This is a genomic window from Alkalilacustris brevis (assembly GCF_003350345.1).
GTDB lineage: Bacteria > Pseudomonadota > Alphaproteobacteria > Rhodobacterales > Rhodobacteraceae > Alkalilacustris > Alkalilacustris brevis.
Window position 1 is genome coordinate 20,721 of sequence record NZ_QNVJ01000046.1, and the last position, 21,162, is coordinate 41,882.

The 21,162-nt window shown below is 65.0% G+C and carries 20 protein-coding genes; 5 read left to right on the plus strand and 15 right to left on the minus strand.

The annotated features are described in order from the left end of the window. Position 1: 1 nt before the first annotated feature. Positions 2 to 535, plus strand: a complete 534-nt coding sequence (locus DQ229_RS06245; RefSeq protein ID WP_114965405.1) for an adenine phosphoribosyltransferase — start codon at positions 2 to 4, stop codon at positions 533 to 535. Positions 536 to 759: 224 nt separating this feature from the next. Here DQ229_RS06245 and DQ229_RS06250 read toward each other — a convergent pair whose 3' ends face one another. From DQ229_RS06250 to clpS, 3 genes are read right to left on the minus strand one after another with little or no spacing between them, the layout of a single operon-like run. Next, positions 760 to 1,569: an SDR family NAD(P)-dependent oxidoreductase gene (locus DQ229_RS06250; RefSeq protein WP_114965406.1), complete on the minus strand. Its 810-nt coding sequence runs from the start codon at positions 1,567 to 1,569 to the stop codon at positions 760 to 762. Between the two features lie 46 nt (positions 1,570 to 1,615). Continuing rightward, entirely contained in the window at positions 1,616 to 2,629 is a 1,014-nt protein-coding gene (locus tag DQ229_RS06255) for a class I SAM-dependent methyltransferase (RefSeq protein ID WP_114965426.1), read from the minus strand. 20 nt (positions 2,630 to 2,649) lie between these two features. Next, the gene (gene clpS / locus DQ229_RS06260) at positions 2,650 to 2,982 is read right to left on the minus strand and encodes an ATP-dependent Clp protease adapter ClpS (RefSeq protein ID WP_114965427.1); all 333 of its coding nucleotides are present in this window, start codon (positions 2,980 to 2,982) and stop codon (positions 2,650 to 2,652) included. A gap of 132 nt (positions 2,983 to 3,114) precedes the next feature. Between clpS and DQ229_RS06265 the strand changes: the two genes are divergently transcribed. Both DQ229_RS06265 and DQ229_RS16770 read left to right on the plus strand, forming a co-directional pair. Further along, positions 3,115 to 3,822 carry an HAD family hydrolase gene (locus tag DQ229_RS06265; protein ID WP_114965407.1) on the plus strand — a complete coding sequence of 236 codons (708 nt, stop codon included), beginning with the start codon at positions 3,115 to 3,117 and terminating at the stop codon, positions 3,820 to 3,822. A 223-nt stretch (positions 3,823 to 4,045) separates the two neighbouring features. Continuing rightward, positions 4,046 to 5,827, plus strand: a complete 1,782-nt coding sequence (locus DQ229_RS16770) for a D-alanyl-D-alanine carboxypeptidase family protein (RefSeq protein WP_238380978.1) — start codon at positions 4,046 to 4,048, stop codon at positions 5,825 to 5,827. Between the two features lie 143 nt (positions 5,828 to 5,970). Here the strand turns inward: DQ229_RS16770 and ccoS are convergent, their stop codons facing one another. The 8 genes from ccoS to ccoN form a co-directional block, all read right to left on the minus strand. Further along, positions 5,971 to 6,132 (minus strand): cbb3-type cytochrome oxidase assembly protein CcoS, encoded by a 162-nt coding sequence (gene ccoS, locus DQ229_RS06280; RefSeq protein WP_114965409.1) that lies wholly within the window; start codon positions 6,130 to 6,132, stop codon positions 5,971 to 5,973. Positions 6,133 to 6,159: 27 nt separating this feature from the next. Next, complete coding sequence (locus tag DQ229_RS06285) at positions 6,160 to 8,352, minus strand: heavy metal translocating P-type ATPase (RefSeq protein ID WP_114965410.1); 2,193 nt, start codon at positions 8,350 to 8,352, stop codon at positions 6,160 to 6,162. 6 nt (positions 8,353 to 8,358) lie between these two features. Continuing rightward, entirely contained in the window at positions 8,359 to 8,814 is a 456-nt protein-coding gene (locus DQ229_RS06290) for a FixH family protein (protein ID WP_114965411.1), read from the minus strand. Positions 8,815 to 8,819: 5 nt separating this feature from the next. Then, on the minus strand, positions 8,820 to 10,259 hold the full coding sequence (ccoG, locus tag DQ229_RS06295; RefSeq protein WP_114965412.1) for a cytochrome c oxidase accessory protein CcoG: 1,440 nt from the start codon (positions 10,257 to 10,259) through the stop codon (positions 8,820 to 8,822). Positions 10,260 to 10,446: 187 nt separating this feature from the next. Then, a complete protein-coding gene (gene ccoP, locus DQ229_RS06300) occupies positions 10,447 to 11,379 on the minus strand; it encodes a cytochrome-c oxidase, cbb3-type subunit III (RefSeq protein ID WP_114965413.1) in 933 nt (310 codons plus the stop codon). Then, positions 11,379 to 11,600 carry a cbb3-type cytochrome c oxidase subunit 3 gene (locus DQ229_RS06305; RefSeq protein ID WP_114965414.1) on the minus strand — a complete coding sequence of 74 codons (222 nt, stop codon included), beginning with the start codon at positions 11,598 to 11,600 and terminating at the stop codon, positions 11,379 to 11,381. Before DQ229_RS06305 ends, ccoP begins: the two co-directional genes overlap by 1 nt. An 11-nt stretch (positions 11,601 to 11,611) precedes the next feature. Next, positions 11,612 to 12,337 (minus strand): cytochrome-c oxidase, cbb3-type subunit II, encoded by a 726-nt coding sequence (ccoO, locus tag DQ229_RS06310; protein ID WP_114965415.1) that lies wholly within the window; start codon positions 12,335 to 12,337, stop codon positions 11,612 to 11,614. A gap of 15 nt (positions 12,338 to 12,352) precedes the next feature. Beyond that, positions 12,353 to 13,954, minus strand: coding sequence for a cytochrome-c oxidase, cbb3-type subunit I (gene ccoN, locus DQ229_RS06315; RefSeq protein ID WP_114965416.1), 1,602 nt, complete (start codon positions 13,952 to 13,954; stop codon positions 12,353 to 12,355). A 255-nt stretch (positions 13,955 to 14,209) separates the two neighbouring features. On the opposite strand from ccoN, the gene DQ229_RS06320 reads away from it, so the two are divergent. Then, entirely contained in the window at positions 14,210 to 15,049 is an 840-nt protein-coding gene (locus DQ229_RS06320; protein WP_114965417.1) for a universal stress protein, read from the plus strand. A 28-nt stretch (positions 15,050 to 15,077) separates the two neighbouring features. On the opposite strand, the gene fnrL is transcribed toward DQ229_RS06320, so the two are convergent. Next, entirely contained in the window at positions 15,078 to 15,833 is a 756-nt protein-coding gene (gene fnrL / locus DQ229_RS06325; RefSeq protein ID WP_114965418.1) for a transcriptional regulator FnrL, read from the minus strand. Between the two features lie 52 nt (positions 15,834 to 15,885). On the opposite strand from fnrL, the gene hemN reads away from it, so the two are divergent. Beyond that, positions 15,886 to 17,244 carry an oxygen-independent coproporphyrinogen III oxidase gene (gene hemN / locus DQ229_RS06330; RefSeq protein WP_114965428.1) on the plus strand — a complete coding sequence of 453 codons (1,359 nt, stop codon included), beginning with the start codon at positions 15,886 to 15,888 and terminating at the stop codon, positions 17,242 to 17,244. A gap of 134 nt (positions 17,245 to 17,378) precedes the next feature. Here hemN and DQ229_RS06335 read toward each other — a convergent pair whose 3' ends face one another. The 3 genes from DQ229_RS06335 to DQ229_RS06345 all read right to left on the minus strand — a co-directional run. Beyond that, positions 17,379 to 18,644: a glycosyltransferase gene (locus DQ229_RS06335; RefSeq protein ID WP_114965419.1), complete on the minus strand. Its 1,266-nt coding sequence runs from the start codon at positions 18,642 to 18,644 to the stop codon at positions 17,379 to 17,381. Positions 18,645 to 18,701: 57 nt separating this feature from the next. Beyond that, the gene (locus DQ229_RS06340; protein ID WP_114965420.1) at positions 18,702 to 20,306 is read right to left on the minus strand and encodes an ABC transporter ATP-binding protein; all 1,605 of its coding nucleotides are present in this window, start codon (positions 20,304 to 20,306) and stop codon (positions 18,702 to 18,704) included. Beyond that, positions 20,303 to 21,162 (minus strand): ABC transporter permease (locus DQ229_RS06345; protein WP_155326455.1); only part of this gene is annotated, 860 nt, incomplete at its 5' end. The genes DQ229_RS06345 and DQ229_RS06340, both read right to left, overlap by 4 nt.

Below are 21,162 nucleotides of genomic sequence, written 5' to 3' on the forward strand. Positions count from 1 at the left end.
AATGACCAGGACCGTCAGGGATTATATCCGAACCATCGCGGACTTCCCCAGGGAAGGCGTCCAGTTTCGCGATGTCACCACGCTCTTCGCCGATGCGCGCGGCTTTCGCATGGCCATCGACCAACTTCTGCATCCCTATGCCGGCGAACGGATCGACTGCGTCGCCGGGCTCGAGGCGCGCGGCTTCATCCTGGGCGGCGCCATCGCGCACCAGCTTTCGGTGGGCTTCGTGCCGATCCGCAAGAAAGGCAAGCTGCCCGGCACGACCATAGCGCAGGAATACACGCTGGAATACGGCGAGGCGGTCATGGAACTCCACGACGACGCCCTGCAACCGGGCGACCGCGTGCTGCTTGTCGATGACCTTCTCGCCACGGGCGGCACCGCCGAGGCCGGCATCCGCCTGATCGAACGCCTCGGCGCCGAAGTCGCCGGCTGCGCCTTCATCATCGACCTGCCCGACCTGGGCGGGCGCAAACGGCTCGAGGCGCTGGGCATGAAGGTGCACACGCTCTGTTCCTTCGAGGGTCACTGAAGCAGTTTCAAGTCAGGCCGGGTCACCTTGCGGCTCGAAAATTTCGCCAAAACAGGAGATTACAGCCATTTGGCGTTTCAACGAAAAACCGAATGGCTGTAACAGCACCCCGCCTCCATCTTCTTGGCAAAAATATCCTTGCCGAAGGCATTCCCGGCAGGCAAGGCAGCGGCGTCTCCAACCGCGGCGCGCGGCGCTCGCAATTCGGGCCGGTGCCGCCGCACTCAATGCGCGGGGGCTGCCACCACATCCACCAGGCTGCGCCCGCCATCGATCGTGACCACCTGCCCGGTCATGAAGGCCGCCCCGTCCGAGGCCAGGAATTGCGCCGCTTCGGCCAGTTCGCCCGGCGCGGCGATGCGCGACAGCGGCGTGTTGTCGCGAATCTCGTCACGGTAGTCGTCATGTTCGCGGATCTGCCCGCGCAGGCTTGCGCTCATCACGCTGCCGAAGGCCAGCGCGTTGACGCGAATGCGATGCGGTGCCAGCGCGACAGCCAGCGCACGTGTCATCTGGTCCACGGCCGCGGTGCTGATCGAATAGGCCAGAAGCTCCGGCTGCGACCGTCGCGCAGCAATTGAAGAAAGGTTCACGATGGCGCCGACACTGCGCGCGTCGCTTTCGTCGCGCTCGGCCTGCTGGATCATTCGCCGTGCCACCGCCTGGCTCAGCCGCAGGCTGGTCATCAGGTTCTGCTGAAGCAGTTCCTCCACCGTGCCGTCATCGGCTGCCAGGGGGTCGCTGCGCAGGCACTGGCGCGAGGCGTTGACCAGAATGTCGATCCGGTCAAAGGCGTCGATGGTCGCCGAAAGCAGGTTGGCGATGGTCAGCCGCTCACGCAGGTCGCCGCCAAAATAGCGAACAGGCCCTTCCTTGCGGGCCTCTTCGCCGATTTCCTTTTCAAGGCGATCCTCGTCGATATCGGCGAACATCACATTCGCACCGTTTGCAACGAAATGGCGCGCGATCGCCAGCCCGACCCCGTTGGCCGCGCCCGTCACGATAGCCGTCCGGCCCTCGATGGAAAAGCTCATGTCGCCTCGCGTGATGATTCAGGAGGGAGGACTGTAGGCCAGATCGTCACCTTGTGCGAGGGGGCGGCTTTCGCGGCCCCTGCGCGAGGTGGACCTTGAAGGCGGAACTGCCCGCGATTTCCTCGTGGCGTCTGAATGCGGCCGCAAGTGCAGCCTCATAGGGCAGATGCCGGTTGGCGACCATCCAGAGCCGCCCCTGCGGGCCAAGCAGCCGCGCGGCGGCGTCGATGAAAGCCACGCCCAGCGCCGGATCGCCCTTGCGGCCAGTGTGGAAGGGCGGGTTCATGACCACCGCATCCAGCCCCGCCGCGCCGTCGAAGCGCGTCGCATCGGCCCAGTGGAAACGCGCACGGGGGTCACGGATATTCTCGCGCGCGCAGTCCAGTGCCTCGAACCCGGCCTCGACAAGATGCAGCTCCTCGACCCCGTCGCGCGTCAGGATCTGCGCCGCCAGCCAGCCCCAGCCCGCCCCCAGATCGGCAATGCGCGGCGGCAAACGCGCAGGCAGCGCCCCGGCCAGCAACATCGAGCCCGGATCGGGCCCATCGGCCGAAAACACACCCGGCCGGGTGACGAACCCGCCTTCAAGCCGACGCGGCTGCGCCTGCCAGTCCGCGAACGCTTCGGGCGCGGGTGCAGGCATCCAGAACAGCTTGCCATGCCCCTTGGAGACCACCCCCGCAACCCCGGCGCGCGCACGGCAGGCGCGCAGCACAGCATCGGCACCTTCGGTTTTCTGCCCGTCCACGATCACCGGCCCATCGGTTTGGGAAACCGCGCGAGCGATCAGATCATGCGCTTCTTCCCGCGCGCGCGGCAGGCAAACGATACTGGCCGCGAAACGCCCCTCTTCCAGGCGGGGTGCCACCTGCCACCCGGCGCGGGAAAGGGCGTCGTGATCGGGCCGAAAACCCTGCACCAGTTGCGCCCTCTCGCGCGGCAGCAGCGACAGGTCATCGCCCGCGCGCGGACCGAGCACACAGATGGCACCTGCTTCCGGCAGGGTCAGCCCCTCCTCGCGCAGGGCAAGCGCAAGGCGCGCGGCACGCGGGTCATTCATCGGCATTGTCGGGCGCGGCCCTATTCCTTTTCCATGGTGCATTGCAGCGGGTGCTGGTGGCGGCGGGCGAAATCCATCACCTGGGCGACCTTGGTTTCGGCAATCTCGAAACTGAACACCCCCACGACCGCTACACCGCGCTTGTGCACCACCAACATCAGCTCGAAGGCCTGCGCATGGCTCATCCCGAAGAAACGCTCAAGCACATGCACCACGAATTCCATCGGGGTGTAATCGTCATTCAAAAGCAGCACCTTGTAGAGCGGCGGCCGCTGGGTGCGCGTGCGTGTCTTGGTGACAACGGCGGCGTCACCGTCGCGCCCCCCGCCGTCATCCGAATCCTTGCCGGACATCGCGATCGCGCGCTGCATGGATGGCGTCGTGCCTTTGACTGGGATAACCATATTCATCGTTGCAATTATAGCGTTTCACGAGGGCGAGAAAAGAGGGCCGAGAACAATGCGCGATCATGGTGGCAATACGGGATGAGCGAGGCAATCACCATCATCGGTTTCGACGCCGATGATACGCTCTGGCACAATGAGCGGTTTTTCCGCCTCACCCAGGCACGTTTCTTCGAGTTGCTGGCCGATCACGCCGAGGCCAGTGCCCTTTCCGAGCGCCTGCTTGCGGCCGAGCGGCGCAACCTGGGACGCTACGGATTCGGGGTGAAGGGCTTCGTGCTGTCGATGATCGAAACCGCGATCGAGGTCACGGACCGTCAGGTGCCCGCCCAGGTCATCGCCGAGCTGATGGACGCCGGACGCGAGATGCTCGATCACCCGATCGAGTTGCTGCCCGGCGCGCGCGAAACTGTCGCGGCGCTTGCCGGGCAGTATCGCCTCGTGCTGATTACCAAGGGCGATCTTCTCCACCAAGAGCGCAAGTTGGCGCAATCAGGCCTGGGCGATCTGTTCGACGGGGTCGAGATTGTCAGCGAAAAGACACCGCAGGTTTATGCCAGCGTCTTTTCCAGACATGGAAGCGGCGCTGAACAGGCGCTGATGGTCGGCAATTCGATGCGTTCCGATGTGATCCCGCCCATTCTCGCCGGAGGCTGGGGCGTGCATGTGCCACATGGCGAACCCTGGGCAATCGAGCACGCCGAACCGCCCCTGGATCATGCCAGGTTCCGTGAATTGGGCGAACTCGGCCAGTTGCCCGATCTCGTGGCGTGGATTGATGGTGCATGAGCCGCGAACGACCACAAGATATTGCATTCCGCGGCGAATAATCCCGGATCAACTGTGGCGGCAAAGTACTTGACAGAAAAAAGTTTTCCCACCGGGGGCGCTGTGCTATCCTTGTTTGACAATGTTGTGACTCCGGCAAAAGATCAGGAGCGCATGAGGCAGTAAGAGGGCAGTGCCCGTGACATCGCTGGCTGATTTTCTGCGCCGTCGCGTTATGGCGTGCATGGCAGGCATTCTGTTTCTGGCGATTCTGCCGGTTGCGGCTACGGCCGCACCCTATGCAGCAATGGTCATCGATGCCCGCTCGGGCGAGATCCTGCACGCGCGCAACCACGACACTCGGTTGCACCCCGCCTCGCTGACCAAGATGATGACCCTATACATAACCTTCGAGGCGGTGAAGAACGGCGAAATCAGCCTCGACACTCCCGTGCGTGTTTCGGCCAATGCTGCGGCCGAAGTCCCTTCGAAGCTCGGCCTGCGCGCCGGGCAGACCATTTCGCTACGCTACCTGATCCGCGCCGCCGCACTTCGGTCGGCCAATGATGCCGCAACGGCTATCGGCGAGGCGATCGAGGGCAGCGAAGCCGCCTTCGCCGCCCGCATGACCCGCACCGCCCGCGCGATGGGCATGAACGACACCACCTTCCGCAACGCGCACGGGCTGACCCACCCCGAACACTTGTCCACCGCGCGCGACATGACGACACTGGCGCGGCAGCTCTTCTTCGATCACCCGGAGTATTACAACCTGTTCTCCCGCCGCTCCGATTCGGCTGGAATCGCCGTTGTGCGCAACACCAACTGGCGGCTGCTGGACAATTACCGCGGCGCCGACGGGATCAAGACCGGCTATACCCGCGCGGCAGGCTACAATCTGGTGGGGTCAGCCGAACGGGGCGGCAAGCGCGTCATCGCCACGATCTTCGGCAGCACCTCGGTGCCGGTCCGCACCCGGCAGATGATGGAACTTCTCGACATGGGCTTCGGCCGCGCGCCTGTCCAGGTTGCCGTGCGCCGCCCACCGCCACCCGACTATACCGGCACCGGCTCGGGCAGCCAGCCGGCGGGCCGCACGATCCGTGTCAGCACCGTGGTGTCGCGCAGCCCCGTGCCCCCGTTACGCCCCGCCCCTGCACCCGCCGAACCGCCCGAAGAGATGCTGCTCGCCCTGCAAGACGGCATCGGCGCCGCCCTCGCCGAGGCTCAGAATGCGCTCGACGCCCCTGAGGATACAGCCGAGGCCGTCATCGCCGCCGCCATTCCGGCGCCCAGGCCCGATGACCTCGTGGAACAGTTGGCCGAGATCGGCACCGAGGCTCGGGACACCCTCGCCGAACAGGTCGCACAGCAAGACCCGGACGTGCCGGACGACAGCCCCGCAGCCGCGGACGTGATCCTGCTGGCCGCATCCGACAGCGACATCAGCGCCTTCCCCGAACCCCGCCCGGAAGAGCTGGCCACCCGCGCCGTCGCTTTCGAGGATGAGGAAGGCGCAGAATTCGCCACCGCCGGACTTTCTCCGGTCAGCGCCGAGGCGCTCGAACGCGCGGTTGCCTTGGCCGCGGCCAGCCCCACCGAGACCGCCCCCGCTCTCGAAACCGTCACAGCCTCAGACGCGCCCCCGCAGATCATTCTCACTTCTTCCGTGCCGCCGACACGGCCCGACACCGACCTGATCATCGCCGCGCGCCCTACCGCCAATGATGCGACACCCGAAGTCGGCGCAACCCGGGTCGAGATGCTGACGCGGCAGGTCTCCACCTCGGATCCCCGCCTCTGGGGCATCAATGTGGGGCGCTACGGCTCGCGCTTCGAGGCCGAGCGGGTACTCATGCAGACCGCCCTGACCGAAACCGGCGTTCTGGACGGTGCGCTGCGCAAGGTCAGCCAGGGCAGCGGCGGCTTCGACGCCAATTTCATGGGATTGTCACGCGAACAGGCCGATCTTGCCTGTCGCCGGCTTCAGGCGCGCGATCGGCTCTGCTTCACTCTCAGCCCCTGAAGGGGTGGAAGGCGCCGCCCTGAACAGGCCGCGCCCGCTCGCCCCATCTTCTTGGCCCAAATATCCCTGCCGGAGGCATCCGCCACCGGCCAGGGGCAGGCCGCGCGCAATTCCCGCGGGCCTCTCCCGCCAGCCCCCAAGGCTCAATCCTGTTTCGGCTTGTCGTCGTAATCGTCCCTCAGGATGCGGCGGCTATCCCCTTCAGGGTCGTCATACATGCCCTTGCGCAAGGTCCACCAGAACGCCAGCAGACCCAGCAGACCCAGGCCCAGCGACACCGGAATCAATATGGCCAGAACTTCCATCTCGGCCTCCTTATTCCCTGGCTTTCGTCACTTCAGCCGCAGCGCGTTGAGCGACACAGAGATCGATGACAGCGACATCACCGCTGCCGCCCAGAGCGGCGTGCACCAGCCCAACAGCGCCACCGGCACGAAAATCGCGTTATAGACGCCTGACTGCCAGAAGTTCTCGCGAATACGGCGGGTCGAGGCCTTCGCCACCCGCAGCGCATCGTTGATGGGCGCGAGGTCACGCCCCAGAAGCACCATATCCGACGCCGCCCGCGCCGCATCCAGCGCCGAGGCCGGCGAGATCGACACATGCGCCGCCGACAGCGCCACCGTGTCGTTCAGCCCGTCGCCGACCATCAGCACCCGGTGGCCCTCCGCCTGCAGCGCGGCGACCTTCTCGGCCTTGTCCTCGGGCAATGCGTTGGCGTGCCAGTGCGCGATTCCCAGCCGCCGCGCCATGGCCTCGACCGCCGGGGCCACATCGCCCGAAATCAGCCAGACCGCCTTACCTTGCGATTTCAGGGCGGTCACCACCTCCTCGGCGCCGGGGCGCAGCGCATCGGTGAACGTGAAGCTGTGCGTCTCCTCGCCCAGTGACAGGTATGCACCGGTGGTCGCGCAATGGGTCGCGCCGACCCACCCGGCACGCCCCAGCCTGACCATCCGCCCCTGCCAGAGCCCCTGCACCCCGTAGCCCGGCGCCTCGCGCAGATCTTCGATCTCCGCCGGGCGGATGCCGCGCGCGTTCAGCGCCCTCGCCAGTGCACGCGCCAGCGGATGGCCGGAGGCTTCCGCCAGCCCCAGCGCCACGCCCAGCGCTGACTCGGGGTGATCGTCCAGGTTGTCGGGCACTGGTGTGCCCATGGTCAGCGTGCCGGTCTTGTCGAAGACCACCGTGTCGACCTCGGCCAGGCGCTCAAGCGCGGTGCCGTCCTTGATCAGGAGCCCCTTGCGAAACAGCTTGCCGCTGGCCGCCGTCACCACGGCCGGCACCGCCAGCCCCAGCGCGCAGGGGCAGGTGATGATCAGCGTCGCCACGGCGATATTGACCGACAGCCGCAAATCGCCCCCCGACAGGTACATCCAGGCCAAAAAGGCCCCAAGCGACAAGAGCGGGATGGTCGGCGCATAGGCGCGCGCTGCGCGGTCGGCAAGCGTGGTATAGCGCGTGCGCGCCGATTCCGCGGCGGCCACCAGATCGGCCATGCGATGGAGCGAGCTGTCCTTGCCCGCCGCCGTCACCCGCACTGTCAGCGGGCCGGTCAGGTTGACCTCGCCCGTGCTCAACTCGGCACCTTCGGCGATCACCGCCGGCAGGGTCTCGCCCGTCAGCAGCGAGCGGTCGATCTCGGAGCGTCCGGCCACCACAACGCCATCGACAGGCACCCGCCCGCCGGGGCGCACCAGCACCAGATCGCCCGGCACCAGATCCGACACCGAAACCGTGTGTTGCTGTCCGTCTTGCAGCCGGATCGCGCGCGGCACTTCGAGCGCGGCCAGTTCCTGTGCCGCCGAGCGCGCCACCGCGCGGGCGCGATAATCCAGATACCGCCCTGCCAGCAGGAAAAAGCACAGCATCACCGCCGCTTCAAAGTAAGCGTGCGCGCCCGACTGAAGCGTTTCATAAAGCGAGATGAGCACTGTCAGAACCAGCGCAAGCGAAATCGGCCCATCCATGTTCAGCCGCCCTGCCCGCAGCGCCCTGGCTGCCGAGCGAAAGAACGGCTGCCCGGCAAAGGCCACCGTGGGAATGGCGATCAGCGCCGATATCAGGTGGAACAGGTCGCGCGTGGCATCCGTGGCCCCCGACCAGACCCCAACCGACAGCAGCATGACATTCATCATGGCGAAGCCGGCCACGCCCATCCGCATCAGCAGATCGCGGCCCTGCCTGTCGGTTTCGGTCACCGAAAGGATGCCTGGGTCAAGTTCATGCGCCTCGTAACCCAGCCCTTCGAGCTGTTTGATCACCTCATCGGCAGTGACATCGGGCGCGGCATCGACGCTGACGCGCCTGAGTGTCAGATTCACCCGCGCCGAGCGGATGCCGGGGTGCCGGGCCAGCCCGCGCTCAACCGCCGCGATGCAACCGGCGCAATGGATCGTCGGCAAGGACAGCAAGAGCCGCGCGCCCTTGTCTTGCACGGCCGCGCGCCCGGCCATCTCCGCCGCCGGCCCTGCGACATCGCAGGCCGGGCAAGCCGAAGGGGGCGGGCGCAGAACCGTGGTCATTGGCGCTCAGCCCTCGCGCACATGCAGTACGACGCGCTGGCGGAAGGCCGTGCCATCGGGTGCGGTTGCGATCAGGCGGATGTTCCAGTTGCCCGGCGCCAGATCGACGGGGGCGCGGAATTCGCCCTGGCTATAGGTAAATTCGGGCGTCCGGTCGTCGCGCACATGGGTGGCGCGCCCCAGCGTCGCATCGAGCGAGGCCACCTCGACCGGGCGGCCCTGGGCATCGGTGAAGCTCAGCACCAGGTGCCCGGCTTCGACAGCGGCGGTCAGGTCCCAGCCAAGGGATTCCTGCGCGGCCAGGTCTTCGTTGAAGGTCTGGCTGGCCACATAGCTGTTTTGCACTTCAAGCCCCGGAAAGCTGCGCACGGCGTTATAGGCCAGCAAAAAATTCGCTACGAAAATGACGCCGAAGGCCGAAACCGCGATGGCGAGCACCTTCTTGCCGGTAAGTGGTTTCATGATGGTCAGTTCCCCCGTCCGTTGAAAACCGTGTCGGAATAAACCCGCTCGCCCAGCAGCCCCTCTTCGGCCCAGATGCGCAGCGGCGTGCTGGCGGCGGTGGCGGCGGGGCTGGATGCAGGCGCGGTGACATAGACCCGCTGGTTGAGCAGTTCGTCAGCAGCCACCACCACCGTGGCGCCGTCGATCCCTTCCAGCGTCAGCTCGAACGGCTGGTCGGCGCTCAGCGACAATGTGAAGGGGCGCGGCTCTCCGTGCATGTTGCGCAGGCGCACCTCATAGGCATTGCGCACCGATCCGTCAGACAGCACCACATGGGTTGGGTTGCGGATGGGTGACACGCTCATGTCGAGATCGCTGCGCAGGAACAGCAGCACCACCAGCCCGACCCCCACACCGGCCCAAAGCACGGTGTAAAGCATGGTGCGGGGTCGGAAGATGTGCTTCCAGACCGAGATCGGCGGTTTTCCGGCGCGTTCGCTTATCTCGTCGGACAGGGCCAGGTAGCCGATCAGCCCGCGCGGCTTGCCGACCTTGTCCATCACTTCGTCGCAGGCGTCGATGCACAGCCCGCAGGTGATGCAGGCCAGTTGCTGGCCATCGCGGATATCGATGCCCATGGGGCAGACATTGACGCAGGCGTTGCAATCGATGCAGTCGCCCAAGGCCTCGGCACCTTCGGCCTTGCGGTGCTTGCCGCGCGGCTCGCCGCGCCAGTCGCGATACCCGATGGTGATGGTGTCCTCGTCCATCATCGCTGCCTGGATGCGCGGCCAGGGACAGGCATAGATGCAGATCTGTTCGCGGAAGAACCCACCAAAGAAGAAGGTCGTCGCAGTCAGGATGCCGATGGTGATATAAGCCACCGGATGCGCCTGAAAGGCCAGCAGGTCGCGTGCCAGCGTCGGCGCGTCGGTGAAATAGAACACCCAGGCCCCGCCGGTTGCCAGCGCGATCAGCAGCCAGGCGGCCCATTTGCTCAGGTAGATGCGGGCCTTGCGAACACTCCACGGTGCCTTCCACAGCCGCACGCGCGCATTGCGGTCGCCCTCGATCCATCGCTCGACAGTGATGAAAAGGTCGGTCCAGACGGTCTGCGGGCAGGCATAGCCGCACCAAACCCGGCCCAATGCCGAGGTAAACAGAAACAGCCCCAGCCCCGCCATGATCAGCAGCCCGGCGACGAAATAGAACTCATGCGGCCAGATCTCGACCACGAAGAAGAAAAAGCGCCGGTTCGCCAGATCGACCAGAACCGCCTGATCGGGCATGTTGGGGCCACGGTCCCAGCGAATCCAGGGGGTAATGTAGTAGATGCCCAGCAGCACCCCCATCAGCCACCATTTGAGTGTGCGGAAGCTGCCCTTCACCTTGCGGGGAAAGACCGGCTCGCGCGCCTCGTAAAGGCGGGGGGGCTCTTCGGATGTGCTCACGCTATGCTCCATTTCCGGCGGCACGGACCACGGGCGCCTGCCGCCGGCCTGTTTGGGTTTCCACCATGACTTGACGGCGCCAAATCATGCAGAAAAGATATATCAATTGGCGGCACCGACACCCTTTTGGAAACGCGCGAACAGGAAGGGTGTCGGCGCCTCCCCCGGGGCCGCGGATGGCCCCGGGGTTTTCCCGCCATTACTCGCCGCCGCCCAACTGGTGGACATAGACGGAAACGGCACGGATTTCTGCCTCGCGCAGGCGGCCATCGAAGGCAGGCATGACGCCTGCGCGGCTATACCAAATGCTTTCGCGGATCGAGGCGCGGTCGCCCCCATAAAGCCAGACCTGATTGTTCAGCGCGGGTGCGCCAAGGGCATGGTCGCCCGCCCCATCAGCGCCGTGGCAAGCCGCGCATTGCATCTGGAATATCTCGCCTCCGGGTTCGGCCAGCGCCTCATCATGCGACTGGCCGGAAAGCGACAGGACATATTCGACAACCGCGTCGACCTCGTCCACGTCGAGCAGCCCGTCACGGCCGAAGGCGGGCATCTGCGAGAAACGCGCCTGCGGGTCGGTCTCGTTGCGGATGCCGTGGGCCACGGTGAGATGGATGTCCTCAAGCGTGCCGCCCCAGAGCCAGTCGTCATCGAGCAGGTTCGGGTAGCCCGCCGCCTGCACCCCGGCCCCGCCGGTGCCATGACACTGCGAGCATTGCGCGGCAAACACCGCGCCCCCCGCCTGCACGGCGAAGCGCTCCAGTTCGTCATCGTCGCGCAGCGCGGCAATTTCAGTTTCATTCAAGCGCTGGAACCAGACCTCGTTGCGCGCCTCGAAATCGGCGATCTCGTTGGCCACCTCTGCACGCGACGAATAGCCCAGGATCCCCGATGTGGCCTTGGTCACAAGCGGCCACGCCGGATAAAGGATCATGTAGATGATGGCCCAGACGATGGTGATGTAGAAGGTCCAGAGCCACCAGCGCGGCATCGGGTTGTCGTATTCCTCGATCCCGTCCCATACATGGCCGGTCGTGGGTGGTTCCTCCACGATTTTCTTCTTCGGATCGGGATACTGCCGTTCGGGCGGGCTGACCTTGTTCTCGGGAGTCTTGTTTTCAGGATCGACCATCAGCGTGCCTCGTTGCTTTGCCCGCGCCCCTCAGGCGCGGCGGTGTCGTCACCCTCGCGCGCAGGCCGGTCGTCATTGCGGAAAATCATGTTAGAGGTCTCTTCATGCACCTCGCGGCTGCCGGGACGGAAGACGAACAGCACCACCCCGATGAAAAAGAGAAACATGAACAGCAGATGCCAGCTGTCGGCAAAGGTGCGCAGCATCGTGTAGGTTTCCATGGTGCCCTCCCTTATCGGCTGGGGTCAGGCACGAAGGTGGAGAAATCCACCAGCGTTCCCAACATCTGCATATAGGCGATGATCGCATCCATCTCGGTCAACTGGGGCTGACCGTCGAAGTTGCGTGTCTGCGCGCCCGGATACCGCTCGAGCAGGCCCGAATGATCGGCATCGGGATTGGCCTGCGCCAGGAAGTCGGCGCGCGCGTTCTCAAGCATCTCGTCGGTGTAGGGCACGCCCAGCATCTGATGCGTGCGCAACAGATCCCCGACATATTGCCCGTCGATCTCGCGGTTCATCAGGAAGGCGTAGCTTGGCATGATCGACTCGGGCACGACCGATTTCGGGTCGATCATGTGCTGCACATGCCACTCATCCGAGTAGCGCCCCCCCACACGTGCCAGGTCCGGCCCGGTGCGCTTGGAGCCCCACTGGAACGGCCGGTCATACATTGACTCGGCCGCCAGGCTGTAATGGCCGTAACGCTCCACCTCGTCACGCATGGGGCGGATCATCTGGCTGTGACAGACATAGCAGCCCTCGCGCACGTAGATTTCGCGCCCGGCCAGTTCAAGCGGGCTGTAGGGGCGCACGCCCTCTACCTCCTCGATGGTGTTCTCAAGGTAGAACAAGGGCACGATCTGCACGATGCCGCCGATCGTCACCACCAGAAAGCTGAGAACGAGCAGCAGGGTGGCGTGGGTTTCGATCTTCTTGTGATGGTCGAGAATGGCCATTTGATCCCACCCCCCTTACTGAGCGGCAACCGGCGCGGCGGAAGGCTGGCGTGCCCCCACCGACGTCACGGTTTTCCACAGGTTGTAGCACATGATGATTGCCCCCAGCAGGAACAGAACCCCGCCCAGGCCACGGACCACATACATCGGGAACTTGGCCGAGACCGTGTCGGCGAAGGAGTTCACGAGGAAGCCCTGCGAATCCACTTCGCGCCACATCAGGCCTTCCATGATGCCGGTGACCCACATCGCCGCCGCGTAGAGCACGATGCCGATGGTCGCCAGCCAGAAGTGCCAGCTGACCAGCCTGAGCGAATAGAGCCGCTCACGCTGCCACAGCCGCGGCACCAGGAAGTAGAGTGCGCCGAAGGTGATCATGCCGTTCCAGCCCAGCGCGCCGGAATGCACATGGCCGATCGTCCAGTCGGTGTAATGCGACAGCGCATTGACCGTCTTGATCGACATCATCGGCCCCTCGAAGGTGGCCATGCCGTAGAAACCCACCGCCACGACCATCATGCGGATGATCGGGTCGGTGCGCAGCTTGTCCCAGGCGCCCGACAGCGTCATCAGCCCGTTGATCATACCGCCCCAGCTTGGCATCCACAGCATCACCGAGAAGGTCATGCCCAGCGTCTGCGCCCAATCGGGCAGCGCGGTGTAATGCAGGTGGTGCGGACCGGCCCAGATATACAGAAAGATCAGCGCCCAGAAGTGGATGATGCTGAGCTTGTAGCTGTAAACGGGCCGCTCGGCCTGTTTGGGGATGAAGTAATACATCATCCCCAGAAAGCCCGCAGTCAGGAAGAAGCCCACCGCGTTGTGGCCATACCACCACTGCACCATGGCGTCTTGCACCCCGGCCCACAGGATCACCGATTTGGAGCCCCAGATCGACACCGGGATCGAGACGTTGTTCACCACATGCAGCATCGCCACCGTGATGATGAAGCTCAGGTAGAACCAGTTGGCGACATAGATGTGTTTCTCGCGTCGCTTGATCAGCGTGCCCATGAACACAGCCAGATAGGCCAGCCAGACGACGACAAGCCACCAGTCGGCATACCATTCGGGTTCGGCGTATTCCTTGGACTGGGTCGCGCCGAGAAGGTATCCCGTGGCCGCCAGCACAATGAAGAACTGATACCCCCAGAACACGAACCAGGCGAGGTTGCCGCCCCAGAGCCGCGCCGCCGAGGTGCGCTGCACCACATAGAACGAGGTCGCGATCAGCGCGTTGCCGCCAAAGGCGAAAATCACCGCCGAGGTGTGCAACGGCCGCAGCCGGCCGAAGTTGAGATACCCCTGCGCCCACGTGAAGTTGAGCTCGGGCCAGGCCATCTGGAAGGCGATGACAACCCCCACCAGAAAGCCCACAACCCCCCAGAATGCCGTGGCGATCACGCCTGCGCGCACCACGTCATCCATATATACTCCCGGATCATGCACCGTGGCCGGTTCGCCCACACGGCGCAGCTGCCACAGAAACAGCCCCCCCGCGGTCAGCATCACGATAATTGCATGAACCAGATAAGCCTCGTCGCGCGCGAAATTGGTGGCGATCGCTGCAAACAGCGTGATCGCCGCCAGCGCAGCCAGCTTCACGAAATCCCACATTCGGCGTCCCTCGCGTTCCTGTTCTGGCTCCGGTGCCCCTTAATGGCGGGCACGCAGAGCGTATCCCCGTCCGGACATCGTAACCTATTCTGCCTTCTCACGTCATGGGAAAGGAACATCCTTGATCCATGTCAAAGTGACACAGGCTTTCGCTTGTTCATCATGGGGCAAGCTGCGATGATCGCTCGTGGTCGTGGCGACCGCTGCCGCAGCCGACTGCGCGCGCCGCCAGAACTTCGCAAAGGAACACCGGACATGGCCTACAAGACACTTGCGACATTCATTTCAGACCCGGACTCGGTCGCCCCGGCGCTGGAGGCGTCTGTCGCGCTCGCAAGGCGGGAAGACGCGCATCTGGATGTCTGCTGCCTTGGGGTCGATCACACGCAGCCGGGCCATTTCTATGCCGGCGCTCCAGCCATGATCTATCAGGAAACCCTGGACCGTGCCCGCGAAGAAGCCGAGGAACTGGAAGCCGAAGTGCGCAAGCGTCTGGGCCGCGAAGATATCCGCTGGGGCGTGGAAACGGCGGTGGTGCAACTTGGCGGATTGAGCAGCCTGGTCGGCCTGCGCGCCCGGTTCAGCGACCTGGTGATCCAGCCCAAGCCCTACGAGAAAGGCCGCCCCACCGATGCCGAAGCCATCGTCGAGGCCGCCCTGTTCGACGGCCAAGCCCCCGTGCTGATCGTGCCCGAAGCGGGGATTGGCGACACCCTGGGGCAGCGAATCACCGTCGCCTGGAACCAGAGCGACGAGGCGCTTTCCGCCGTGCGCCGGGCCTTGCCGCTACTGGTGGCGGCCGAACATGTCGATATCGTCATCATCGACCCGCCCGCCCAGGGACCAGAGCGCTCGGACCCCGGCGGCCTGCTGACCCAGATGCTGACCCGTCATGGCGTGCGCGCCGAGGTTTCGGTGCTGGCCCGCACCATGCCCAAGATTTCCGAGATCCTTCAGCGCCACGTCCGCGAGCATGGATCGGACATGCTGGTGATGGGGGCCTATGGGCATTCGCGCTTCCGCGAGGCCATTCTCGGCGGTGCGACGCGCAACATGCTGGAACTCGCCGAAACCCCGGTCTTCATGGCGCATTGAGGCAGCAGTCGCGGCTCAGCCGCCGGCGTCAGACCAGAAAGCCCCCGTCGGTATCGTCGCCGGTTTCCTCGACCAACCGGTTGAAATCGGGAATCGTCACATGGCGCTGGCCAGTCAGTTGGATGACACCGTCCTTCTTCAGCGCCGAAATCTGACGGCTGACCGTTTCCAGCGTCAGGCCCAGGTAATCGGCCATCGCCTCGCGCGTCAGCGGCAGGTCGAACGACAGGCTCTGCGAGCGGCCATGTAGCTTGAGCGACGCATCGCGCCGCGCGATGATCGCCACAAGGCTTGCGATCTTCTCGCGCGCGGTCTTGCGCCCGAGAAGCAGCATCCACTCGCGCGCGGCGTCCAGTTCGTCCAGCGTCATCTCCAGCAGGCGCTGGCTGATGCTGGGTGTCGTGCGCATCATATCCTCGAACGGGCCACGGCGGAAACAGCACATTACAAGGTCGCTGGTGGCGGTGACATCATAGGCCGCAGCAGGCCGCCCGGGCCTTCCGACGAAATCCGACGGCAGCAAAAGCCCGACCATCTGCCTGCGCCCGTCTTCCATGGTCTGACTCAACGTCGCGATACCCGAGACGACCGAGGCCACGAAATCCATCCTGTCGCCCGACCAGACCACCGTCTGACCGGCATCGAACCGGCGATAATACTTGATCGTTTCCAGAAACCGGAGTTCATCTGCCTCGCAGCGCGCGCAGACTGCCCGGTGCCGGATCGGGCAATTGTCGCAATCCTGCGACAGCGGCGTTTCCTGGGCGGTCCTGACTTTGGGCATGGTTTTGATCTACGTCAAGGCGGCGACCCGCAATGAGGATCACGGTAGCCGAATGAAGACCAATCCGCAACTCGCACGCTTGGGACTCTTCGACGCGAAAGTCCCGCGCTACACCAGCTATCCGACCGCACCGCATTTCAGTGATGCCGTGTCAGCCGGGGATTTTTCCCGTTGGATTTGCGCCATCAAGCCGGATTCGCGCATCTCGCTTTATGTGCATGTGCCTTTCTGCCGCAGGCTGTGCTGGTTTTGCGCCTGCCGCACGCAGGGCACCAGCACGGATGCACCGGTGCGTGCCTATGTCGAGACACTCAAGGCCGAGATCGCGCTGCTGCGCGCCCATCTGCCCGAAGGCATCACGTTATCGCGATTGCACTGGGGCGGCGGCACGCCCACGCTGATGGCGCCCGAAATGATGCGCGACCTCGCAGAGACGATTTTCGCCGTCACCCCGCTGGGGGACGATGCCGAGTTCTCGGTTGAGATCGACCCGAACGAGATCGATGCCGCGCGGCTCGATGCGCTGGCCGAAATCGGCATGAACCGCGCCTCGATCGGCGTGCAGGATTTCCACCCTGAGATCCAGAAGACGATCGGTCGCGACCAGAGCTATGAGATCACCCAGGCCGCGGTTGAAGGCGTCCGCGCGCGCGGGGTGCACAGTCTCAATGCCGACATCCTCTATGGCCTGCCCGACCAGACCACGGCGCGCATGGCCGACAGCGTGCAGAAGCTGCTCTCGCTCTCGCCCGATCGGGTGGCGCTTTACGGATACGCCCATGTGCCCTGGATGGCGCGGCGTCAGCAGATGATCCCGTCAGATAGCCTGCCCACCCCGGAAGAACGGCTGCACCTGTTCGACACCGCCCGGCGGCTGTTCGTCTGGGACGGCTACACCGAGATCGGCATCGACCATTTCGCGCGGCCCGAGGATGGGCTGGCCCGTGCGGCACAGGCCGGCACCTTGCGGCGCAACTTCCAAGGCTATACCGACGATACGGCACCGGTGCTGATCGGTCTCGGCGCTTCGGCGATTTCGTATTTCCCGCAAGGCTATGCGCAGAACGCCCCGGCCACGTCGGCCTATCAGAAGGCAGTGCGGTCAGGCGCATTCTCCACCGCGCGGGGTCATGCCTTCAGCGGAGAGGACCTGATGCGCAAGCGGATGATCGAGGCGTTGATGTGCGATTTCCGCATTGATGCGGCCGAGATGAAGGACAGCTTCGGCGCAAGCGAGGCGCAGCTGTCAGAGCTGTTTTCGGCCGCGGCCACGCGGTTCGAAGGCATGGTCAGACATGATGCGCAGGGGCTGCACATCCCCCCCGAGGGGCGGCCCCTGACCCGAATGATCGCCAGCAGTTTTGACGCCTATTTCGGCACCGTCAAGGCGGGGCACAGCTCGGCCGTGTAAGGCGTGCTCCAGCGCGCTTGACGCTGACGCGTCGCAATGGGTGCAACCTGTCGGCGCGCTAGGGCGCGCCGATGCCTTCGGCGAGGATACTTTCGCCAAGAAGAAGGGCGCGGTCCGTGCCCCCGGGAACGGAGTCAGCCGCTCCGGGCGACACCGGGGTGCGGTTGGCCCGCGCCCGCGCCTTGCGCTTCGATAAGCGCCACCATCCGGGGCAGGCAGATGCCTTGCAGGTCATAATGCGCCTGCACATGCGCCCGCGCCGCCCGGCGCAGCGGCTCATGTGCAGCAGGATTGGCGAGCGCTTCGGTCAGCGTCCGGCTCCAGCCGCGCAGGTCGAAGAAATCCACCATATGCCCGGACTTGCCGTGTTCGACCAGTTCCTCAACCGGCGCGATGCGCGAGGCGACGACATGCGCGCCCGCGCTCATCGCCTCGAGCAGCGACCAGGACGGCACGAAAGGATAGCTCAGATAGGCATGCACCCGGGTAATCTGCAAAAGCGCCGTCAGGTCGGCACGCGGCAGGAATCCGGTAAAATGCACGCGCGACAGGTCGAGCCGGGCGGAAACCTCACCCAGAAAATGCTGCTTCCAGGTCGTGGTGCCGGGCGCGTCGGCGCCATAGCTGGCACCTTCGCCGCCGACGATTACCGCCCGCATTCCGGGCCGGGCGCGCATCACCTCGGGCAGCGCCCGCATGAAGATGTGATAGCCGCGGTAGGGTTCCAGATTGCGTGCGACATAGGTCAGAACCTCGTCGCCGGCCTTCAGTCCGGTGCCATCGGGCAATGTCAGCCGCGCGGCTGGATCGGGACAGATGGCATCGGTGTCCACCCCGTCGTGGATCACATGGATGCGGTCGCGAAAGCAGGCCGGGAAGGTGCCGGCCTGAAAGCGGGTGGGCGCAATCGCCGCATCGGCCTGTGCCATGGCATGAGCCAGATGCGCCTGCCGCGCTGTGGTCATGGCCGCTGCATCCGGCGCGTGAGGGCGAAACTCGGGGTCGAACCCGGCATCCAGGCCCTGCGCGGCGTAATAGAATTCGGCATAGGCCAGATGCCGCGCCCCGGGCCAGACATCGCGCAGATACAGCGTCTCGCCCCAGCCGGGATGACCGAAGACCACATCGGGCACGAATCCATGCCGGTCGCGCAGGGCACGCGCAGCGCGGGAGGCCATGAGGCCACGCTCGCTCATTTGGGTGTAGGTCTTGCCGAGGCGGGCCTGCGCGGGGTCGAGATCCAGCTTCGGCGCGCGGTAGCGATAAAGCTCGGAGATCGCTGCAGGGCGAGGGTTGTGCTGATCGGTCAGCGCCACCACCCGGTGCCCGCGCGCCTCGAGCGCCGGCGCGAGATGCAGGAACTGTCCGGGAAAATTCTGATGCACGAACAGGATATTCAAGTCTGCGCCGCCCCTTTACCGCCTTGCCTGCCATGCCCCTTGCCGCCGCTGCGCGCCTCAGTCCGTGCCCACGGCCTTGAGGTCGAACGCAGCCGCCATGAGCGTTCGGGTATAGTCAGAGCGCGGCGTATCGAAGACCTGCGCCGAGGGGCCGGCCTCGACCACATCGCCCTGTTTCATCACCAGCACATGATGCGACAGCGCCCGCACCACCCGCAGATCATGGCTGATGAACAGGTAGCCCAGGCGATATTTCTGCTGCAGCTTGCGCAACAGATCGACGATCTGCACCTGCACCGTCATGTCGAGCGCCGAGGTCGGCTCATCGAGCACCAGCAGGCGCGGGCGCAGGATCATGGCGCGGGCGATGGCGATGCGCTGGCGCTGGCCGCCGGAAAACTCGTGCGGGTAGCGGCCCATCATCATCGGGTCCAGCCCGACCTCGTGCATCATCTGCGCCACCAGTTCGCGCCGGTCCTGCCCGTCAGCAAAGCCATGCACCCAAAGCCCTTCGGAAATGATCTGCTCGGCGGTCATGCGCGGCGAGAGGCTGCCGAACGGGTCCTGGAACACGATCTGCATGTCGCGCCGGATCGGGCTGAGTTGGCGTGACTTCAGCCCCTGGATATCGCGGCCCTGGAACACCACCGGCCCCTGCGACGAGATCAGCCGCATCATCGCCAGCGCCAGCGTGGTCTTGCCCGAGCCGGATTCGCCAACGATGCCCACGGTTTCGCCCTCGCGCAGCGAGATGGTGGCATCGTTGACGGCCTTCACATGCCCCACCGTGCGGCGCAGGAATCCGCGGTGGATCGGGAACCACACGCGCAGCCCTTCGGTGCGCAGGATCTCGCGCGCGCCCTGGGGCACCGGATCGGGAGTTCCGCGCGGCTCGGCCGCCAGCAGCGTGCGCGTGTAGGGGTGCTGCGGGTTGGCGAAAATCTCGGCGGTCGACCCCTGTTCGACGATCTCGCCGCCCTGCATGACGCAGACGCGGTCGGCGATGCGGCGCACGATGCCCAGGTCATGGGTGATGAAAAGCAGGCTCATCCCTTCCGCCCGCTTGAGATCGGCCAGCAATTCGAGGATCTGCGCCTGGATCGTGACGTCAAGCGCGGTGGTTGGCTCGTCGGCGATCAACAGGTCCGGGCCATTGGCCAGCGCCATGGCAATCATCACCCGCTGGCGCTGCCCGCCCGAAAGCTGGTGCGGATAGGCGCCCAGCCGGCTTTCGGCCTCGTGAATGCCGACCTTTTCCAGCAGTTCGATGGTGCGCACGCGCGCGGCCTGGCCTTGCAGCCCCTGGTGCAGGGCAAGGCTTTCGCCGATCTGCTTTTCCAGCGTGTGCAGCGGGTTGAGCGATGTCATCGGCTCCTGAAAGATGAAGCTGATATCGTTGCCGCGCACCTCGCGCAGGGTTTTCCATGTCGCCCCGACCATCTCGCGGCCCATATAGCGGATGGAGCCCTCGATCCGCGCGGAATCCGGCAGAAGCGACACGGTCGAAAGTGCTGTCACCGACTTGCCCGAACCAGATTCGCCTACCAGCGCCACGGTTTCGCCCCGATCCACCCGGAACGAGACACCCCGCACCGCGCGAGTTTCGACCCCTTCCTGCCGGAACGTGACCGACAGGTCCTGAACCTCGAGAACCGTGCTCATCGAAAGGTCTTTCTCGGGTCGAAGGCGTCGCGCACGCCCTCGAAGATGAACACCAGAAGCGACAGCATGATCGCGAAGGCGAAAAAGGCGGTGAAACCCAGCCAGGGGGCCTGGAGGTTCTGCTTGGCCTGGAGCGTCAGCTCGCCCAGGCTGGGCGCCGATGAAGGCAGCCCGAAGCCAAGGAAATCGAGCGCCGCAAGGCTGCCGATAGTGCCTGTGATGATGAAGGGCAGCATGGTCAGCGTGGCCACCATGGCGTTGGGCAGCACATGGCGGAACATGATGACAGCGTTGGAAACCCCCAGCGCCCGCGCAGCCCGGATATATTCGAAATTGCGCGCACGCAGGAACTCGGCCCGCACCACCCCCACCAGCGCGGTCCAGCCGAACAAGGTCATCAACCCCACGAGCAGCCAGAAATTCATCTGGAAGATCGCCGCCACAATGATGATGATGTAAAGCGATGGCGTTGCGCCCCAAAGCTCGATGATACGCTGGAAAAACAGGTCGATCAGCCCGCCGAAATAACCTTGAATGGCGCCGGCCGTGATCCCGATCACCGAGGTGAGCAGCGTAACGATCAGCGCAAAAGCCACCGATAGCCGGAAGCCGTAGATCACCCGCGCGGTCACGTCGCGCGCGGTGTCGTCGGTGCCCAGCCAGTGGTTGCGGTCGGGCGCCGAGGGTGCAGTGCCCTGAATGTCGTTGACTGTGTTGTACTTGTAGGGGATCAGCGGCCAGATCATCCAGCCGGCCTCGATCGCTTCGCCCTCGACAGTGCCGCTGGCCTCGGCCTCGGCCATGGCTTCTTCCGGCTCGTAGAGGCACAGCTCGGCCCCGCCGGTGGCAATCAGGC

Coding starts and splice junctions, on each gene's coding strand:
- clpS (WP_114965427.1), bottom strand. CDS start 2,982: ATGTCCGGCAAGGATTCGGATGACGGCGGGGGGCGCGACGGTGACGCC.
- DQ229_RS06285 (WP_114965410.1), bottom strand. CDS start 8,352: ATGACCACGGTTCTGCGCCCGCCCCCTTCGGCTTGCCCGGCCTGCGAT.
- ccoG (WP_114965412.1), bottom strand. CDS start 10,259: ATGGAGCATAGCGTGAGCACATCCGAAGAGCCCCCCCGCCTTTACGAG.
- DQ229_RS06320 (WP_114965417.1), top strand. CDS start 14,210: ATGGCCTACAAGACACTTGCGACATTCATTTCAGACCCGGACTCGGTC.
- ccoO (WP_114965415.1), bottom strand. CDS start 12,337: ATGGCCATTCTCGACCATCACAAGAAGATCGAAACCCACGCCACCCTG.
- DQ229_RS06255 (WP_114965426.1), bottom strand. CDS start 2,629: ATGAATGACCCGCGTGCCGCGCGCCTTGCGCTTGCCCTGCGCGAGGAG.
- DQ229_RS06305 (WP_114965414.1), bottom strand. CDS start 11,600: ATGGAAACCTACACGATGCTGCGCACCTTTGCCGACAGCTGGCATCTG.
- hemN (WP_114965428.1), top strand. CDS start 15,886: ATGAAGACCAATCCGCAACTCGCACGCTTGGGACTCTTCGACGCGAAA.
- DQ229_RS06340 (WP_114965420.1), bottom strand. CDS start 20,306: ATGAGCACGGTTCTCGAGGTTCAGGACCTGTCGGTCACGTTCCGGCAG.
- DQ229_RS06245 (WP_114965405.1), top strand. CDS start 2: ATGACCAGGACCGTCAGGGATTATATCCGAACCATCGCGGACTTCCCC.
- ccoP (WP_114965413.1), bottom strand. CDS start 11,379: ATGGTCGATCCTGAAAACAAGACTCCCGAGAACAAGGTCAGCCCGCCC.
- DQ229_RS06290 (WP_114965411.1), bottom strand. CDS start 8,814: ATGAAACCACTTACCGGCAAGAAGGTGCTCGCCATCGCGGTTTCGGCC.
- fnrL (WP_114965418.1), bottom strand. CDS start 15,833: ATGCCCAAAGTCAGGACCGCCCAGGAAACGCCGCTGTCGCAGGATTGC.
- ccoS (WP_114965409.1), bottom strand. CDS start 6,132: ATGGAAGTTCTGGCCATATTGATTCCGGTGTCGCTGGGCCTGGGTCTG.
- DQ229_RS06250 (WP_114965406.1), bottom strand. CDS start 1,569: ATGAGCTTTTCCATCGAGGGCCGGACGGCTATCGTGACGGGCGCGGCC.
- DQ229_RS16770 (WP_238380978.1), top strand. CDS start 4,046: ATGGCAGGCATTCTGTTTCTGGCGATTCTGCCGGTTGCGGCTACGGCC.
- ccoN (WP_114965416.1), bottom strand. CDS start 13,954: ATGTGGGATTTCGTGAAGCTGGCTGCGCTGGCGGCGATCACGCTGTTT.
- DQ229_RS06265 (WP_114965407.1), top strand. CDS start 3,115: ATGAGCGAGGCAATCACCATCATCGGTTTCGACGCCGATGATACGCTC.